Source organism: Moritella yayanosii (assembly GCF_900465055.1).
Taxonomy (GTDB): Bacteria; Pseudomonadota; Gammaproteobacteria; order Enterobacterales; family Moritellaceae; genus Moritella; species Moritella yayanosii.
Window position 1 is genome coordinate 3581188 of record NZ_LS483250.1, and the last position, 18811, is coordinate 3599998.

Below are 18811 nucleotides of genomic sequence, written 5' to 3' on the forward strand. Positions count from 1 at the left end.
CATTTATTACGGTTGTTTTGGTTTTAAAGCACATACCAATCTCACCTTAACCTAATAATGGCTAGGGCAAGATGATTGAATAGCCTCTATAGTTAAATGATAAAAAATTATAGAAGGCAACCGTAATGAATCTATCTAATATAGTACAGCGTGGTTGGGATGCCGTTGGTGCAGGTGATTTCGATACCTTAATCAATGATTACACGGATGATATGACATTCATCATGCCGGGGCAGGAGGATATTCTCAGGGGACGGCGGACATTTCGTAAAGCGCTAAATAATTTTGGCGGCATGCTGCCACCTGGTTTCGAAATTACTGAGCTGCGTCAGGTTGAAACTGGCAATGAAGTAGTCTCAATCGTTGAGTGGAAAGCCAATAACATAGAGTTCTCCGCATTATCCGTCTTGTTCAGATTTGAAGGCGACAAAATCTATGAGGAGCGCTGGTTTGTCGATACCGAGCAATGGAAACGTTTATTCTGAATCGTTGTGTAATATAGCCATAATTTATTGTAGAACTGCTATCGATAGTTGACAATTAATAGGGTGATACTCTAATATATTAACTAGTGAACGTGCTTTAGCTCAATGTCTCATAGCTTTAGCGCACATTTGGATGATTACCGAATTAAGTACGTTGTTGTCCAGCAAGATGCGCCTCTAACGGCGCATTTTTTGTATTCTTGAGCATGTTTTCATGATTTGAAACCCACGCTTTCTTTTTATCTTCTTTCTTATAGCCAGCAGACTTCCGATAGTATCTTGTATTCCAGCGATTATAATCGGATTTGAATTTATTATCGCCACCATGCTTGAGTGCTTTCTCATACCAATCACTTGCGTTCCCGCTATATGTAGGGCATTTCTTAGGGTGATTTCAAGGCATTGAAGAATAGGATATAAGGCTGCCGAAATATGCTTATTCCAGTGGTATGCCGCGATTAGATTGTTATTGCTTTCTTTTTGATAATTATTTTGTAACTAGATAATCTATCTTGTGAAATAAACTTTTCTAATTCAGTGTAGTTTGTCTCATTGATTTTTTTCATATGGAATATTATTGATGCAATTAAGTCATTAATGACTATTGTGGGTGTGTTTTGTTAAAAATAACTAGAGGCTGATACCAGTTCAACCTCTACTCACATATCGTTTAAGCTTGTTCGCTTGCTTCGATCATTTCTTCAAGTTGTTCGTTCAAGTCCATCCAGGTGGTTTCAGCGTCTTCAATCGCCACAACAAACTTCGCTTGCTCACCTAATGCGGTTTTTAGCTTAGCTTTGTTTTGATCTTCATAAATACTGGTTTCACTGAGTTGTGTTTCAACGGCGGTCAGCTTGTCACCTAAGGTTTCTAGCTGCTTGTCGATTTTTTCAATGTGCTTGCGTACTGGCTGCGTTAGCTTACGTAATTCAGCCGCTTTACGCTTTTGATCTTTCTTCGCTTGGGCACTGTTCGCTCCGGTATTGATCACTTGTGTGGCTTGCTTTTCCACTTTTTGTTGTTCGCTTAACCAGCGATGGTAATCATCGAGATCACCATCAAAGGGTAATACCTTCTTATCGTGTACCAAATACAGCTCATCGGTAGTAGAGCGTAATAAGTGGCGATCGTGGGATATCACAACCATTGCGCCTTCAAAGCCTTGTAGGGCGACTGACAGCGCGTGACGCATTTCTAAATCCAAATGGTTGGTTGGTTCATCAAGCAATAATAGGTTGGGTTTTTGCCATACGATCAGCGCTAATACCAAACGGGCTTTTTCACCACCCGAGAAGGGACGCACAATATCTAACGCTTTTTCACCGATGAAACCAAAACCACCTAAGTATTTACGCAGTTCTAACTCGGTTTTATCCGGAGCCAAACGTACCAAGTGTTGTAATGGGGTATCGTCTAAGCGTAAGAATTCTAATTGGTGCTGGGCAAAATAACCCACTTTCGAATTGGGATTAACTTCGAGTTTACCCGTTAACGGCTCGATCTCACCGGCGAGTAATTTGATCAGGGTTGATTTACCGGCGCCATTACGCCCTAATAAACCAATGCGACTACCCGGGACCAGATTCAACTTAATGTTATCTAGAATTAAGTTATCGTCATAACCCGCGCACACGTTTTCCATGGTTAATAATGGCATTGGCAGGGCGTCAGGTGTTAAGAAACTAAAGTTAAATTGCGAATCTACATTGGCCGCCGAAATAAGTTCCATACGCTCCATCGCTTTAATACGACTCTGTGCTTGTTTGGCTTTTGACGCTTTGTAACGGAAACGATCGATGTAGCTTTGCATGTGGGCAACTTCACGCTGTTGTTTCTCATATATAGATTGCTGTTGTGATAGTTTTTCGGCACGTTGTTTTTCGAACGAGGTGTAGTCACCTGTGTATTCATTCAGTTTTTGGTCTTCAACGTGAATGATCTTGGTAATAATGGCATCGAGGAAATCACGATCATGTGAGATCAGCATTAAGGTACCGTCATACTGTTTTAACCATTTTTCTAACCAAATAACCGCATCTAAATCTAAGTGGTTGGTTGGTTCATCCAGTAGCAATAAGTCAGAACGGCATAATAGTGCTTGGGCTAGGTTTAAGCGCATCCGCCAACCACCCGAGAAACTTTGTACTGACAGTTGCTGTTTGTCTTCGGTAAAACCTAAACCGGATAATAACTCAGAACAACGGGCGTTAATGCTATAAGCACCAATCGCATCAAGTTTACCGTGGATCTCTGCAATTTTATTGCCGTTATCCGCCGCTTCTGCTTGTGCAAGTTCTGCTTCTAGTTGCCGGAAACCGGTATCGCCATCCAGTACATAATCATGGGCGCTACGATCGAGAGCCGGCGTTTCCTGTTTTACGCTCGATACTAGCCAGCTGCTTGGATAGGTAAGGCTGCCGTTATCCAAACTAATTTCATGGCGAATAAGGGCAAATAGACTGGATTTACCACAGCCATTTTTACCGACTAAACCAACCTTTTGACCTGGGTTGATTTTGGCACTGGTGTTCGTAATAAGTGGCTTACCACCACGCAGAAGTTCAATATCGCTAGCTATGATCATATGAGGGCTATTAGTAACTATAATTGCGGCGATGTTAGCTGATTTACGCGCAGTTTAAAATGTTAAACTTTGAAATTTGTACCAAGAATAAAGTACACTCATGGTTAAACGATGGTAATAGGCCAAAAATTGGCAATGATTTGCCGATGATTTAAGTTCACTAACATCGTAAATGACTGGGAGGTTGCAGTGGTTGAATGGAAGAAAAAACGCTTTGTCGCCGGTGCTAAGTGCCCGACGTGCAATGAAATAGATGTGATCCAGCTATTTCAAGTGAATGAGGTAGAAACAATTGAATGTGTCAGTTGTGGCTATACGCAAGCGCAAGCCGATGGAGAGGTGAGTACCGCCACCCGCGATTTTGAACAAATGATAGGTGTCTTTAAACCATAATTTTAGATTGGTTTAAGGAGCACTAAAGACAGTTAATTAGCATTAAGAGAATAAATATGTTTATTGAAGCAAACTCAGTAGTAGTACTACACTTCGCAGTAACAGACGATAAAGGCGAACTTATCGATGATACGCGTGATTCATCACCACTGGAATTCTTAATGGGTTCTGGTTACCTGGTTCCGGGTCTTGAAGTTGAATTAGAAGGCCTAGCAGTAGGTAACGAATTTGACGTGACAATTCAACCTGAACAAGGTTATGGCATCTACGATCCTGACCTTGTTCAAGAAGTACCTGCTGAGTTATTCGACGGTGTTGAAGGTGTTGAACCGGGTATGGCATTCAGTGCAGATACTGATGCGGGTCACCGCACTGTTATCGTCACTAGTATTGAAGATGATATCATTATTGTTGATGCTAACCACCCGTTTGCAGGTCGTACGCTGCAGTTTAACGGTGAAGTTATCGGTATTCGTGAAGCGACAGAAGAAGAACTAGAGCACGGCCATATCCACGGTGCTGGCGGTTGTGGTCATGACCATGGACACGACCATGATCATGAAGGTGGCTGTTGTGGTTCTGAAGAACCAAAAAAAGAGAAAAAAGACGGTTGCTGCGGTGGCGGTTGTCACTAGTCATTAATCATGAGTTAGTAACATCGATTTAATGAAAGCAAAATGCCAGTTATCGTGACTGGCATTTTTATTTAGAGTACAGCATTTACGCTAGCTCTTTACGGTAAGTCATCTGCCAGTGGCAATGACACAGATGTCGAGACTGAGTCGCTTAATAATGCGGTGGTGGTGTCTCATCCGCTTCGCTTGCTAGACCACTGCCCACTTGCATGGTTTTGATGCGACTAATTAAAAAAGTTAGCTGCACTTTCTGGTCTTCCAGTCGTTTTTGCTGATCAATAATGGCATCATTTAATTGTTCGATAGTATCGTCCTGAAAACTCAGTTTCATTTCTAAGTTTTCAACACGTTCTTCTAAGTGCTGAATTTCCATGTTTTTTCCGCTATAGCTATAATCTATTGAATTAAGCTTAACATGTTATGTCGATTTATTTGAGCTGAAATACTAGCCGAGATAGGATGTAAAACTAAGTAAAGTAGAGTGAATTATCATTTTTAGTATTTATAGTGGTTAATATCTTGTATGGAAGCATCAAATAGTTATGATAATACTACTAATGTAGTTTGGGTATAAGTAACTTAGCACGTAGTTGTGGAATTACACGGCATTATTTTAATTAGGTATTTCGATGAAAAAATTTTTTAAAGTAACGATACTCGCTTCAGCGGTATCTCTATTAGCGGCATGTGGTCAAGAAACTCCAGAAGCACCTGCAGCAAAAGTAACAGACATTAAAACATATTCTGAAGATCAACAAGCGGCTTATGCAATCGGTTCAATCGTTGCACGCAACTTGGTTGCCCCTCTTAAGCGTCAAGAAGAGCTAGGCGCACCATTAGATAAGGACATTATCGTCCAAGGTATTACCGATGCGTTAAATGAATCAACGCAGTTATCTGATGAAGAGCTACAAGCTGTATTAAAATCGTATGACGAAAAAATGAATACGCTTTCAACGGATGCGGCACGTATTGAAGGTGAAAAACTGGAAGCTGAAGCCGCTAGTTTCTTTGCTGAAAATGGCAAGAAAGAAGGTATTACAACGACCGATTCAGGTCTTCAATATGAAGTGCTTACGGCTGGTGAAGGTGAACTTGCATCGCCAGATGATACCGTAACTGTGCATTACACGGGTACATTATTAGACGGTTCGGTATTTGATAGTTCTGTCGAACGTGGCGAACCAGCAACATTTGCACTTAATCGTGTGATCCCTGGTTGGACTGAAGGTGTTTCACTCATGAATGTGGGCAGCAAGTATAAATTATACATCCCATCTGAGCTAGGTTATGGCGCACAAGGTGCGGGTGCAGATATCCCACCAAATTCTACATTGGTATTTGAAGTTGAATTGATTGAAATTGCGGGACAATAAAAATAATTAAACGTTTTGTGCGCGATTTTATCAAAACCCATTCATATTAATCGTGTGAATGGGTTTTTATTAGCCGTCTATTTATTTGCACATGGATACTTATTCTATACTCTTTTATTCTGGTCGTTATTCTGCACCGACAACTTCGCGGTGATAGGTTGCTAGGGTATATAGCAGTTGATCTTCTAATTCAAAACGCTGTTCTAATAGTTCGCCTACTTTCGACATATCATTATCTAAAGACATGATTAATGCATCGTCATCTTTATTGCCTTCAGCATATTTATCGTTGAACTCAACCAGTGCTTCGGTTGTTAATACGATCTGCGGTTGGATTTCTTGCGCAAGTTTCAGACTTTGGGTGCTGTACTCGGCACATTGAGAGACGATTTGATCGTAAACTTCAAAATGACCAGTTGATAGATAATCGATTAAAATTTGGCAAAAGGCTTGTAATTCATCTTTACTGGGTAGTGCGGCGGTTTTTTCAAATGGGGGTAAGCCTTCGAGTTTGCAATAATCGACAATCAATTCTTGTCGCTCTTCGAGCCAATGATCAATAGCGTTGTGCGTACCGCCCCAAGCTTGTTGCGCTTGTTCTAATTTGGTTAACATATGACTTACTCCATGTACCCTTAAAAACTAAGGTGTCCTATTACTAAATTTTTTACCGTAAAACGTCAACACTATTTTATCTGGTCAAACCTGATTAATTAGTGCCGCAATAACAGATATGTCTGCTAAAGCATGGCTACGAATTGAAAACTGTTGTAGGTCTAATAATAGCATATAAGTGTTTGTTATTTTTTGATTTTTGATTTTGTTCGTTAGGCTTGTTAAATAATTGTGATTGATGTCTCTGATTCAGTTATTGTGAATTGTGCAAATTAGTTACCTAACTACAAATGGTCTGAGATTGGCGTGTTGCTGACGTTGCAAATTTGTTGTTTTTTTATCCGCTAACGTGTCAATTCTGGTGTGTTATTTTGTATTTTGGCGACGAATGCCGTGTTGGAATCAACTTGTGGTTAAATTAACCATGAAAGTGGTGTCAGATATTTTGTCAATTGTTGAATAATGTTACAATCACGGCATATTAGAGCCGCAATTCAGGAAAGGATATGAGCGAGTTAAAGAATGATCGTTATTTACGTGCGTTAGCCAAAGAATCGGTAGACCAAACACCAGTATGGATGATGCGTCAAGCAGGTCGTTATTTACCAGAATATAAAGCAACGCGCGCTGAAGCGGGTGACTTTATGTCGCTGTGTAAAAATGCAGAACTTGCTTGTGAAGTAACGTTACAACCATTACGCCGTTTTCCACTTGATGCGGCTATTCTGTTTTCTGATATCTTAACTATCCCCGATGCGATGGGGTTAGGTTTGTATTTCTCAGAAGGTGAAGGCCCTAAATTTGAGCGTCCGATCACGTGTAAAGCAGACGTTGATAAAATCGGCATGCCAGATCCAGAAGGCGAATTACAATATGTGATGAATGCAGTGCGTACTATTCGTAAAAACTTGGATGGTTCAGTGCCGTTAATTGGTTTTTCTGGTAGCCCATGGACGTTAGCAACTTATATGGTTGAAGGTAGCGGTACTAAAACCTTCACTAAAATTAAGAAAATGGCATTTTGTGAACCACAAACGTTACACTTATTATTAGATAAGTTAGCCGATTCTGTTATTTCTTACCTGAATGCGCAAATTGCTGCGGGTGCACAATCTGTGATGGTATTTGATACTTGGGGTGGGGTATTGTCACCACGTGATTACAAAGACTTCTCACTGCAGTATATGCACAAGATTGTTGATGGCTTAACGCGTTTCAACGATGGCCGTAAAGTACCGGTTACTTTGTTTACCAAGAACGGTGGTCAATGGATCGAGCAGATCGCGGCAACAGGTTGTGATGCGATTGGTTTAGATTGGACCATTGATATTGCTGAAGCTAAAGCACGTGTTGGTGATAAAGTTGCGCTGCAAGGTAACATGGACCCTTCAATGCTGTATGCTTCGCCAGAACGTATTCGTGAAGAAGTAAGCACGATCTTAGCTGGTTTTGGTACAGGCAATGGCCACGTGATGAATTTAGGTCACGGTATCCATTTAGATGTGGAACCTGAAAAAGCAGGTGTATTCATCGACGCAGTGGGTGAATTAAGTAAGCAATACCATAAATAGGCGCAGGCTTAGTACGGTAGCGATAGCTTAATACTATAAATACCAACAAAAACGGCGTCTATTTGCATAGACGCCGTTTGTTTATATTTTATTTTTAGCGATAATAATCATCGTGAGATGTACTAAGAATTAATTGGCGTTAGCCGCTAAGATCTTTTTAGCATTGGCTTTCAGCGTTGGTTGCTCTAAAATATCGTACGCTTTAATCATTACTTTTAATGCACCGGTACGTGATTCTGTATCCGCAAAATTATCGATAATGTGTTGTGCTCGTTGGATCGCTGCGATGTAAGCCTTACGTTTCATGTAATATTCTGCGGCAGATAACTCATAACGCGCTAGGCGACTTTTAATCGAAATCGCACGTTTCTGCGCATCAGCAACATACTCACTTTGTGGGTAGCGCTTGATTAAGCGAGTGAAGTCATTGAAGGCCGCATTTGCATAACTTGGGTCTCGATCTGAACGATCTATATTAAAGAGGTCATGAAATAGGTTATAATCCGCGCCCATATTGGTAAGTCCACGCATATAGTAGACATAATCAATGTCTTTATGGCTTGGATTTAAGCGAATAAAGCGATCTATATTGGCCAATGCCTGCGCAGTGTCACTATTCTTGTAGTAAGCATAGATCAAGTCTAGTTGCACTTGCACTGTGTGCGGGCCAAATGGGTAACGCGTATCAAGCGCTTCAAGCGTTTCAATTGCGGAAACAAAATTACCCGCTTGTAACGATTGTTGAGCGGTGCTGTACAGCGCGATGGCTGGTTTGTCGGGTACAGTTGGTTCTGTTCTTGAAGAACAACCAGTTGCCACAACCAGTGCGAGCGATAAACTTATTGCTAATTTTATTGATTTTTTCATTAGGTTGGATTTATTCCAAATGGCTTAATGCGAAAATAGTTATGTAGCCAATATGCTACAGCAAAATAAAAGGCTAAAATAGCCTGAATCCTGTAATTATACTGAAAATTAGGACCGAAGAGGGTCCCTGCTACCTATGAGCCAACATATAGAACTTTCTGCCGTTGTTGCAGAACACCAAGTCGGTCAACGCTTAGACCAAGTTTTAGCCGAGATGTTCCCAGATTATTCTCGTACACGTCTGAAAGAATGGATTCTTGCAGGATTTGTTAACTTAAATGGCAACGTTGTCGTTAAAGCACGTGAAAAAATGCAATACGGCGATAAAATTATCTTAAACGCAGAAGTTGACGAAGAAGTGCGTTACGAGCCACAAGATCTACCACTTAATATCGTGTATGAAGACGATGACATTCTTGTTATCAACAAACCAGCGGGGTTTGTTGTGCATCCAGGTGCAGGTAACCCAGATGGCACAGTGCTTAATGCATTGTTATTCCATTATCCAGACATTATTGACGTGCCACGTGCTGGTATTGTTCACCGTCTCGATAAAGATACCACGGGTTTGATGGTGATTGCGAAAACAATTCCCGCCCAAACGCATTTAGTCACGGCGCTACAGGCCCGTCGTATTACGCGTGAATACGAAGCGGTTGTATCAGGTACTATGACGGCAGGTGGTTTTGTTGATGAACCAATCGGTCGTCACGCCACTAAACGTACGCAAATGGCTGTTCGTCCATTGGGTAAACCAGCAAAAACACATTACCGTGTTGCTGAGAAATACCGTGCGCATACGTTATTAAGACTGCGTCTTGAATCAGGCCGGACTCACCAAATTCGTGTACACATGACGCATATTATGCATCCTATCGTTGGTGATACTGTGTATGCGGGGCGTCCAAAGCCACCAAGCAATGCAACGGATACATTGGTCTTAGCACTGCGTGGTTTCGGTCGTCAGGCGCTACATGCACGTATGCTGAAATTAGAGCACCCAGTAACAGGCGAAATGATGATGTGGCGCGCAGAACGTCCGTCGGATATGAATACTTTAATTCATATCCTACGTGAAGATACCGCGTTAAACATGGTTGATGATTACATTAGTTAAGCATTGATGATGCCTCGTTTGATTCAACCCAACTGGCCAGCGCCAAGCAATGTTAAGGCGCTAAGCACGACTCGTGAGGGTGGTGTCAGTCATGTGCCCTATGCAGGGCTAAATTTAGGTCTGCATGTGCAAGATGATAGTCAGGTGGTATGGCAAAATAGGCAGTTGTTAATAATAGCGGCTAATTTGCCACAACAGCCTTATTGGTTGAATCAAACGCACAGTACGACAGTTGTTAGTCTAGTGGGGCAATCCCACCATGCCGAGCAACTTACCGCTGCTGATGCGTCTGTCACTCACATGACGGGGCAAGTTTGTTTAGTGATGACAGCGGACTGTTTACCGCTCTTAATTTGCGATAAAGCGGGCTCGCAAGTCGCCGCTATTCATGCCGGTTGGCGTGGTTTACTCGATGGTATTATTGAGAACACCCTTGCTAAACTGACCGCACCACCCGATGATTTATTAGTCTGGTTAGGTCCAGCAATTAGCCAAGCGCATTTTCAAGTAGGTAGTGAAGTACGTGATGCCTTTATAGCACATGATCCGCAAGCAAGCTGCGCTTTTATTGCCGACGGTGATAAATGGCTTGCTGATTTATATGTATTAGCGCGTCAACGTCTCCAAGCGCTAACCGTTAAGGCGGCTGATGTTTACGGTGGTGACCACTGTACTTACCGTGAAATTGATTTATTCTATTCTTATCGACGAGATCACCAAACAGGTCGCCAAGCAAGTTTGATTTACCTTGAAATTCAATAAATAATCCCCATATAATAATTATGGGTTTTAGTGCTTTACTGCATATCCCCAAACTAATTAAACGACTATAATTATTCCGTTTTCATTAACCGTAAATAATCACATGATTATGTAGCTTACCTACATAACACGCTTGCACCTGTTTTTTCTCAAGACTGATAGGACATTGTTATGCGCTTAGATCAACTTACCACCAAATTCCAAATGGCTATTTCTGATGCGCAGTCACTTGCACTGGGTAAAGATAATCAATTTATCGACCCTATTCACTTGATGACCGCGTTATTAAATCAAGACCACAGCTCTATTCGCCCATTATTGACCGCGGCCGCTATTGATGCCAATGCATTGCGCTGGCAATTAGCGGATGAGTTAGATCGCTTACCACAAGTGCAAGGTACGCAAGGCGATATCCAATTATCGTCAGCCTTGAATATGTTATTAAACTTATGTGATAAGTTTGCCCAAAAACGTAAAGATAAATTTATTGCTTCCGAGATGTTTGTCCTTGCTGCGGTTGAAGATAAAGGCCGCTTAGGGCAATTATTACGCAAAGCAGGGGGGTCGCGTAAGCTCGTCGAAGAAGCGATTGATGTGATCCGTGGTGGAGACAAAGTGAATGACCAAGGCGCAGAAGAGCAACGTGAAGCGTTAGCCAAATATACCTTAGATCTGACCGAACGTGCTGAAGTCGGTAAGCTTGATCCTGTGATTGGCCGGGATGACGAGATCCGCCGTGTGATCCAGGTATTACAACGCCGGACTAAGAATAATCCGGTATTAATTGGCGAGCCCGGGGTTGGTAAAACTGCGATTGCCGAAGGTTTGGCACAGCGTATTGTGAATGGCGAAGTACCGGAAGGTTTAAAGAATAAACGGGTATTATCACTGGATATGGGGGCCTTGATTGCGGGGGCCAAATACCGTGGTGAATTTGAAGAACGGTTAAAATCAGTGATCAAAGAACTAGCGCAAACCGAAGGCCAAACGATTCTGTTTATTGATGAGCTACATACCATGGTCGGCGCTGGTAAAGGTGAGGGCGCGATGGATGCCGGCAATATGCTAAAACCGGCATTAGCCCGAGGTGAATTACATTGTATGGGTGCGACTACCCTTGATGAATACCGTAAATATATTGAAAAAGATGCGGCACTGGAACGTCGTTTTCAAAAAATATTGATTGAAGAGCCAAGTGTTGAAGACACCATTGCCATCTTACGTGGTTTAAAATCACGCTATGAACTACATCATAATGTTGATATTACCGATCCCGCGATTGTGGCGGCGGCGACCTTATCTCACCGTTATATTTCCGATCGTCAATTGCCCGATAAAGCCATTGATCTGATCGATGAAGCGGCATCGTCTATTCGTTTACAAATGGACTCAAAACCAGAAGCGTTAGATAAATTAGAACGTCGTATTATCCAACTTAAAATTGAGCGGCAAGCGCTAGAAAAAGAAGATGACTCGGCCAGTATTAAACGTTTATCGACGATTGCTGAGGAATTGGCTGAGAAGCAAGATAAGTTTAACGAATTGGATGAGGTTTGGCGGACTGAAAAAGCCGCGCTTTCTGGTACTAAACACATTAAATCAGCATTAGATAAAGCCCGTGTTGAATTGGATATGGCCAGACGTGCCAGCGATTTAAATAAAATGTCTGAACTGCAATACGGCACGATCCCGATGTTAGAAAAACAATTGGATTTAGCTGCGCAAGCAGAAATGCAAGACATGACCTTATTAAAGCATAAGGTAGGTGAAGCTGAGATCGCCGATATTTTATCGCGTTGGACCGGGATCCCGGTACATCGCATGCTGGAAGGGGAAAAAGAAAAACTGCTGGCGATGGAAGATAACTTACATCAACGGGTGATTGGTCAAGCCGAAGCGATCAGCGTGGTATCTAATGCGATACGCCGCAGCCGTGCAGGGTTGGCTGATCCAAACCGTCCGATGGGATCTTTTTTATTCATGGGGCCAACGGGTGTCGGTAAAACTGAAGTATGCAAAGCCTTAGCTGATTTTATCTTTGATTCAGACCAAGCCATGATCCGTCTTGATATGTCTGAATTTATGGAGAAGCATTCTGTTGCTCGTCTGATTGGTGCGCCTCCTGGTTATGTCGGTTATGAAGAAGGCGGTTACCTGACCGAAGCGGTACGTCGTAAACCATATTCAGTGATCTTACTCGATGAGATTGAAAAAGCCCATCCCGATATTTTTAATATTTTATTACAAGTGTTGGATGATGGTCGCTTAACGGATGGTCAGGGACGAACCGTTAATTTCCGTAATACGGTGATCATTATGACATCTAACTTAGGCTCGGATATCATTCAAGAAGAGTATGGGAAGCATGACTATAATACGGTAAAGTTACGCTTGTTAGAGTTGCTTGGACAAAGCTTCCGTCCCGAGTTTATTAACCGTATCGATGATATCGTGGTATTCCATCCACTCGGGCGTAGTCACATCGAGAAAATTGCCGTGATCCAGTTAAAATCGTTAGAAGCGCGATTAAAACAATTGGGTTATAGTTTATCGATCACCGCCGATGCCTTAGCTAAATTAGCCGATGCGGGATTTGATCCGTTGTTTGGTGCCAGACCGCTAAAACGGGTATTACAGAAACAAGTCGAAAACCGTTTAGCTAATGCTATTTTGGCCGGCGATGTGGTCCCTGGCAAACAGATTAAGATAAGTGTGGTTGATGATGAGTTAAGCATCAGTCAATAAACGTGTTACTAGACGAATAATGAAAGCAGCCCTGTATTCAGGGCTTTTTTTCGTCTAGAGATTAATTGTTAATCATTCGAACTGCCTTATAGGTTTTTGTTGAAGTTAACCGTGCTAATATTTGCATGTTTGTAGTGTTTAATGCTGCGAACTATCCATACTAAGTTCGGATGAAGGTAGCAGGAGAGTGGTCAATGTGCCCGCCGAAGAAGTAAATCTTTCAGGCGCTTTATTTCGCAAGAAAAAGCATGGACTGTTACTGGACGAGCCTCTGGAGAGATCCATTAAATTGGACGCCGAAGGAGCAAATCGACAATGTCGTTGAAACTCTCAGGTACAAAGGACAGAGGATAGGATTATTTTTTTTGCGTACTTTCACGTCTGCTTTTTACTGTGGCTTTTGCTGTGGTTTTTTTGCTTCGTTTACCCATCTTGAATAATTACATCCTCCTCAGATTCACATTCTCGAGGAATGATTTTTAATGCACTATTTACAATTAACCGTACTACAATCTGTACTACCAGACCCCGTCGATTTACCACTACAGTCTTATTTACTGCAATCGATAGTCAATTTTTTCTCACAACCATTACAAAATATCCTGCAAAGCATCGATCATTTTATTTGGGGGCCGCCCTTATTATTACTCTTGGTCGGCACCGGTATGTATCTCACTTTACGTTTAGGCTTTTTACAAATCACCAAATTACCGTTAGCGCTAAAATACCTGTTTTCAGGGGATAAAAATGATCACGATCGACATAATAACAAGCAAGGTGATATCAGTAGCTTTGCGGCGTTATGTACCGCACTTTCTGCCACCATCGGTACCGGTAATATTGTCGGTGTTGCCACGGCGATCAAGATGGGTGGTCCCGGCGCATTGTTTTGGATGTGGGTGGCGGCCTTTTTTGGCATGGCGACTAAATATGCCGAATGTTTGTTGGCGGTGAAATACCGCGTTGTTGATGAACAAGGCCAAATGGCGGGCGGCCCTATGTATTATCTCGAACATGGTTTGGGTAGTCGTTGGTTAGCGAAAGCTTTTGCCTTGTTTGGTATTGGTGTGGCGTGTTTTGGTATTGGTACTTTCCCACAAGTGAATGCCATTACTGACGCCGTGCAGATCTCGTTTAATATTCCGGTGTGGTTATCTGCGGCAATACTGACGGTATTAGTCGCTATGGTGACCTTAGGTGGTATTCGCTCTATTTCAGCTATTGCCCAGCGTACCGTGCCATTGATGGCGGTAGGTTATGTATTGGCCTCCTTGTTGGTTCTATTATTTAATATCGAGGCGGTACCAGATGCCATCGCCTTAGTGATCAGCAGTGCTTTTACCCCAACTGCGGCAACTGGCGGGTTCTTAGGCGCGACAGTGATGCTCGCAATCCAAAGTGGTGTGGCACGTGGTGTGTTTTCTAATGAGTCAGGCTTGGGCAGTGCGCCGATTGCCGCTGCGGCAGCAAAAACAGATTCTTGTGTAAAACAGGGGCTGATTTCAATGACTGGGACCTTCTTCGATACCATCATTATTTGTACTATGACCGGTCTGACCTTAGTGTTAACGGGCGTATGGAGTGGTGAGACATCGGGTGCTGCAATGACGACGTTAGCCTTTGAGCAAGGTTTGTCACCGCTAATCGGCCAATACGTGATCACCTTAGGCCTCGTGTTTTTCGCCTTTACCACTATTCTCGGCTGGAACTATTATGGCGAACGTTGTGTGCAATATCTGTTTGGTCAGAAAGGCATTAAACCGTACAAGTATTTTTATATATTGCTGGTGGCTGGTGGCGGATTCTTACACTTGGATCTTATTTGGATCCTAGCGGATATTGTTAATGGCTTAATGGCGATCCCGAACTTAATTGGTTTGATTGGTCTACGTCATGTGGTGATTGCCGAAACCAAATTATTTTTTGATAAACTAACGCTAGAACAGCAAACCGTATAGCGATGATGTGGAGGCAATAAGATGCTGTTTTGTTATTGTCTCTCGTCGGTCTATCAATGACCGCGATAATTAAGAGAAATTGATTTAATCCATGAGTCCATGATTAAGTGCATATTGGATCAATTCGGCACTGGTTTTTGCATTGACTAATTTCATGATTGAATATTTATGAAATTCGACAGTGCGCGGGGAAATAAACAGTTCATCTGCGACTTGACGGGCTGATTTACCTTGCGCTAATAACCGTAATACACTGATTTGACGAGAAGACAACTTGGGTTTGTCGGTATCTACTGTGATCGAAGTAGAAATATATGTCCCACCATTGAGTACTTGGTTTACTGCTTCGATGAGGCTTTCGCTGGCTTCATGTTTTAATACATAACCTTTTGCGCCCGCGGCTATCGCACCTTCGGCATATTCTTGTTCATCATGCATGGTGAGACAGATGATTTTTAAATGTTTATTAATCCGTTTTAATGTCGCTATGGCAGCAATACCGGTCATGTCTGGCATGCTAATATCGGTGATTACTAAATCTGGTTGATGCTGTTTGACAAGTTCCACCAATTCTAAGCCATCTTTGGCAATCGCTAAAATCTGATGTTCAGGTTGTAAAATACTGGCAATGCCTTGTGCCACAATCAGATGATCGTCGGCTAAAATTATATTACTCATAATATTCCTTTATGGTAGGGATCATTATATCGACGATAAAACCGCCATCTTCAGGAGAGGTGAACGTGGCAGTACCATTAAACAATTGGGCACGTTCTTGAATACTGATTAAACCGAGACTGCCTATATTCTCTGTAAGGGTGAGATCACAGCCAATGCCATCATCGATAATTTGAAAGTGTAAATTGCCTTGCTCTGCTTGTAATAAGACAAAGACTGCAGAGGCTTGCGCATGCTTGGCAACGTTGTTTAATGCTTCTTGTAATATGCGATACAGATTTAGGGATAGCTCTTTGTTAACCGCGGGAATAGGGTCGAACAAGGTTTGAATATCAATATCTTTGATGGCAGATAAGCGTCGGCATTCGGCTTTAAGTGCGACGATCAGCCCTAAATCTTCTAATATCGCCGGGTGTAACGAGCGTGACAAAGCTTGCATATCTTTGGCAAGATCTTGGATCTCGTGATGTAATACGCAGGCTGATTTTTTATCGTCGGCATCGGTTAAACGATTGGTTAGCGACGAGGCTTTGATGGTTAATAGCGCCATGCGCTGGGAAAAGTTGTCATGCAGTTCACGGGATAACATACGGCGTTCGGTTTCTTGGCTATCCATTAGATGTCGTGATAATAATTCGAGTTTCTGATTTTTATGTTGCAGCTTTTCCCAATAAGCATAACGCTCGAAGGTGGCCGCGAGGAGCTGACCAAAACTGCGGACTCGGGTGATGGTGTCTTCTTGCCATTGTGCTGGCTCGATATAACGACTCGCGGCAATGCTCCCCCAAATACGCCCGCGCACACGAAGGGGCACGACAATATGCGCAATGATCCCTTCCATTTTTTGGATTATGAATTCATCATGATTGATAACATCGAGCAGATTACCTTCGGCAATAATGGGTTCGCCTTTACTGATCTGCTCCAGATAAGGTGAGTAGAGTCCTTGTGCCGGTAACGAAATGGGCTGGTAACCGGGCGCCGCAACAGCCAGTGCACCTTCAAAACGGTTATCTACAGTTAAGCGAACCAACGACATGCGCTGAGCTTGGATATAAGGTAAAAAAGCAGTTAGCGAAGACTCAATAGCACTCAGTAAGTCGGCGGTATCGCTTTCCAATAACCAATTTGATACCTCAATGGTAAATTGTTCGATACTCAAGCCCGCCGCATTTATCTTTGGCAGTTCTCGCATAGGTATAGTCCTCATAGGGTGTTAGTTATTCGTCACTGTTTCATTTCCACAATATATTATTAGCCTGATGCAGGTGATTTGGCTATTAAAAATTAGTAAATAGGGTTAAATCTAGCAATTTTACGAGTACTTTTTGCTTCCTTACTTGATTAAAATAAAATTATTAAAATTCGTTCCTAATGATTTAATTTAGGAATAATTCAGCGAGGAGTTAACCTGTGAGTTTAATATCTATGCCTTTTGTGGGCACTGGCTTTGATACGGGATTACATATTGTTGCTGCTGTAGTGCTTATCGCGACGGTGGCTGCTGCAGGGATTGCTTTTTGGAAGTTTCATGAGGTACCTATTCACCAAGCTCATAAAAATAGCCATCAACAATTAACCTTGATCACCACCTTAACTTGGGTTGGATTTATTTGGCATTGGGTGTGGGTACTTGCGGTGATTATTGCGTTTGTGGACGCGGAACAAGCCATTGCCAAAGTACGTGATATTTGGAAATCAGAGAGGGATAGCGCATGTTAGAAGGGTTAGCTGTCTGGGCATTCCTTATTTATCTACTGCGTTTAGTGGGTATGCCGTGGAATAAATATTCTAAGAGTTTTGCTTATATTGGTGGCTCTGCGTGGTTACTGTTTGTTTGGGTTGGTCTAATTACGTATACACCGATGGATTTGTCCGGTGGCTCATTAGTGCAGTCGCCACATATTCAGTTACGTCCCGGTTCAACGCAAGTGACCGGCAATATTAAAACGCTCCATGTTAAACCTAATCAAACTGTCACCAAAGGTCAGCTTATTTATGAACTAGAGGATCAGGTTTATCAGATCGCATTAAACAAGTCGGCTGCACAAGTACAGAGTGCCGAAGTTGCACTCGCATCAGCATTAGATGATGTGCGGATTAATGAGTCTAAATATGCAATTGCCAATCAAGACATCGCCATTAATGTCGATCAACAAACTGAAATAAAAGTGGACTTGAGTTGGAAAAGTACGACGTTAAAGCGTTATATTGATCAAAATAAAGTCGCTGCATTTACCATTACCGAAAGTAAGTTAGATGAACAGAAAACGGCTGTGAAAATTGCTAAAGCAAAATTAACCGTACTGCAATCACAAGCTGAAAAACTCATCCTTAACGCCCAGCAAGCACTGCTTAATACCAGTAAAACTGAACATGCTGTGAATAGCCGTAAAGCGGATTTAGCCAACCAAACCGCAGTCTATGCCCAGGCACAGTGGAATTTAGATAATACGCTGATATATGCACCTGCTGATGGTTACTTAACTAACTTTATTATTCGCGAAGGTCAATACATAGGTGCAATGCCACGTATTCAAATGTATACCAATGAAAAATACGTATTAATGCGTGTCAATCATCAAGCCATTCGTAATATTGAAGTTGGTCAAGCGGCTGAATTTGCTTCTGCTGTGTATCCGGGACATATCTTCTCTGCGGAAGTTGAAGGTATCATTGAAGCGACGGGCGAAGCACAAGGAACATTACTTGCTAGAGAAACATCAGTGAGAGCAACTACTGCACAAAATGTGCAGAACAAACATCACTTTGTTCGCTTAAAGCTAATTGAAACTGAAGGGTATGATATGCCGGTGGGTGCTGTAGGTTTAGCCTGGATCAGCGGTGCAAAACCTGTTGCATTCCTTGGTTTCTTAGATGTTATTCGCGGTATTATTATTCGGATGAAATCTCAAATTTACTACTTCTACGCCATGTAGTCTTTAGACCTGCACTGTATTATTCGCTACAAAGACATAAGAATATTGCACATAAATATGAAATTTGAGATCTGCGTTAAATTATA

The 18811-nt window shown here is 42.2% G+C and carries 17 protein-coding genes and 1 riboswitch; of the genes, 11 read left to right on the forward strand and 6 right to left on the reverse strand.

What is annotated here, in order from left to right; translation table 11 throughout:
* Nucleotides 1–125 precede the first annotated feature (125 nt).
* Nucleotides 126–485, forward strand: a complete 360-nt coding sequence (locus MORIYA_RS16615) for a nuclear transport factor 2 family protein (protein ID WP_112716953.1) — start codon at nucleotides 126–128, stop codon at nucleotides 483–485.
* 670 nt (nucleotides 486–1155) lie between these two features.
* Here MORIYA_RS16615 and MORIYA_RS16620 read toward each other — a convergent pair.
* Nucleotides 1156–3069: an ABC transporter ATP-binding protein gene (locus MORIYA_RS16620; RefSeq protein WP_112716955.1), complete on the reverse strand. Its 1914-nt coding sequence runs from the start codon at nucleotides 3067–3069 to the stop codon at nucleotides 1156–1158.
* A gap of 189 nt (nucleotides 3070–3258) precedes the next feature.
* Between MORIYA_RS16620 and MORIYA_RS16625 the strand changes: the two genes are divergently transcribed.
* Together MORIYA_RS16625 and slyD are read left to right on the forward strand one after the other, a co-directional pair.
* Nucleotides 3259–3462, forward strand: coding sequence for a YheV family putative zinc ribbon protein (locus MORIYA_RS16625; RefSeq protein ID WP_112716957.1), 204 nt, complete (start codon nucleotides 3259–3261; stop codon nucleotides 3460–3462).
* A 56-nt stretch (nucleotides 3463–3518) separates the two neighbouring features.
* Nucleotides 3519–4097, forward strand: a complete 579-nt coding sequence (gene slyD, locus MORIYA_RS16630; RefSeq protein WP_112716959.1) for a peptidylprolyl isomerase — start codon at nucleotides 3519–3521, stop codon at nucleotides 4095–4097.
* A 151-nt stretch (nucleotides 4098–4248) separates the two neighbouring features.
* Here the strand turns inward: slyD and MORIYA_RS16635 are convergent, their stop codons facing one another.
* On the reverse strand, nucleotides 4249–4470 hold the full coding sequence (locus MORIYA_RS16635) for a SlyX family protein (RefSeq protein ID WP_112716961.1): 222 nt from the start codon (nucleotides 4468–4470) through the stop codon (nucleotides 4249–4251).
* Nucleotides 4471–4726: 256 nt separating this feature from the next.
* Between MORIYA_RS16635 and fkpA the strand changes: the two genes are divergently transcribed.
* Nucleotides 4727–5473: an FKBP-type peptidyl-prolyl cis-trans isomerase gene (gene fkpA / locus MORIYA_RS16640; RefSeq protein ID WP_112716963.1), complete on the forward strand. Its 747-nt coding sequence runs from the start codon at nucleotides 4727–4729 to the stop codon at nucleotides 5471–5473.
* A 126-nt stretch (nucleotides 5474–5599) separates the two neighbouring features.
* Here the strand turns inward: fkpA and rsd are convergent, their stop codons facing one another.
* Nucleotides 5600–6088 (reverse strand): sigma D regulator, encoded by a 489-nt coding sequence (gene rsd / locus MORIYA_RS16645; RefSeq protein ID WP_112716965.1) that lies wholly within the window; start codon nucleotides 6086–6088, stop codon nucleotides 5600–5602.
* Between the two features lie 506 nt (nucleotides 6089–6594).
* On the opposite strand from rsd, the gene hemE reads away from it, so the two are divergent.
* A complete protein-coding gene (gene hemE, locus MORIYA_RS16650; RefSeq protein ID WP_112716967.1) occupies nucleotides 6595–7659 on the forward strand; it encodes a uroporphyrinogen decarboxylase in 1065 nt (354 codons plus the stop codon).
* 129 nt (nucleotides 7660–7788) lie between these two features.
* Here the strand turns inward: hemE and bamD are convergent, their stop codons facing one another.
* Nucleotides 7789–8526 carry an outer membrane protein assembly factor BamD gene (bamD, locus tag MORIYA_RS16655; RefSeq protein WP_112716969.1) on the reverse strand — a complete coding sequence of 246 codons (738 nt, stop codon included), beginning with the start codon at nucleotides 8524–8526 and terminating at the stop codon, nucleotides 7789–7791.
* 136 nt (nucleotides 8527–8662) lie between these two features.
* On the opposite strand from bamD, the gene rluD reads away from it, so the two are divergent.
* The 4 genes from rluD to MORIYA_RS16675 all read left to right on the forward strand — a co-directional run bounded on the left by rluD (nucleotide 8663) and on the right by MORIYA_RS16675 (nucleotide 15108).
* The gene (gene rluD, locus MORIYA_RS16660; RefSeq protein ID WP_112716971.1) at nucleotides 8663–9643 is read left to right on the forward strand and encodes a 23S rRNA pseudouridine(1911/1915/1917) synthase RluD; all 981 of its coding nucleotides are present in this window, start codon (nucleotides 8663–8665) and stop codon (nucleotides 9641–9643) included.
* Nucleotides 9644–9649: 6 nt separating this feature from the next.
* The gene (pgeF, locus tag MORIYA_RS16665) at nucleotides 9650–10405 is read left to right on the forward strand and encodes a peptidoglycan editing factor PgeF (protein ID WP_112716973.1); all 756 of its coding nucleotides are present in this window, start codon (nucleotides 9650–9652) and stop codon (nucleotides 10403–10405) included.
* Between the two features lie 171 nt (nucleotides 10406–10576).
* Nucleotides 10577–13150 carry an ATP-dependent chaperone ClpB gene (clpB, locus tag MORIYA_RS16670; protein ID WP_112716975.1) on the forward strand — a complete coding sequence of 858 codons (2574 nt, stop codon included), beginning with the start codon at nucleotides 10577–10579 and terminating at the stop codon, nucleotides 13148–13150.
* Nucleotides 13151–13411: 261 nt separating this feature from the next.
* Nucleotides 13412–13507, forward strand: a riboswitch (glycine riboswitch).
* Nucleotides 13508–13632: 125 nt separating this feature from the next.
* Entirely contained in the window at nucleotides 13633–15108 is a 1476-nt protein-coding gene (locus MORIYA_RS16675; protein ID WP_232011654.1) for an alanine/glycine:cation symporter family protein, read from the forward strand.
* 84 nt (nucleotides 15109–15192) lie between these two features.
* Here the strand turns inward: MORIYA_RS16675 and MORIYA_RS16680 are convergent, their stop codons facing one another.
* Nucleotides 15193–15786, reverse strand: coding sequence for a response regulator (locus MORIYA_RS16680; RefSeq protein WP_112716977.1), 594 nt, complete (start codon nucleotides 15784–15786; stop codon nucleotides 15193–15195).
* A complete protein-coding gene (locus MORIYA_RS16685; RefSeq protein WP_112716979.1) occupies nucleotides 15779–16981 on the reverse strand; it encodes a GAF domain-containing sensor histidine kinase in 1203 nt (400 codons plus the stop codon). The genes MORIYA_RS16680 and MORIYA_RS16685 overlap by 8 nt, the downstream gene beginning before the upstream one ends.
* Nucleotides 16982–17214: 233 nt before the next feature.
* Here MORIYA_RS16685 and MORIYA_RS16690 point away from each other — a divergent pair, with 233 nt between their 5' ends.
* Entirely contained in the window at nucleotides 17215–17508 is a 294-nt protein-coding gene (locus MORIYA_RS16690; RefSeq protein ID WP_112716981.1) for an MFS transporter, read from the forward strand.
* Nucleotides 17502–18725 carry an HlyD family secretion protein gene (locus MORIYA_RS16695; RefSeq protein ID WP_112716983.1) on the forward strand — a complete coding sequence of 408 codons (1224 nt, stop codon included), beginning with the start codon at nucleotides 17502–17504 and terminating at the stop codon, nucleotides 18723–18725. Before MORIYA_RS16690 ends, MORIYA_RS16695 begins: the two co-directional genes overlap by 7 nt.
* Nucleotides 18726–18811: the final 86 nt, after the last annotated feature.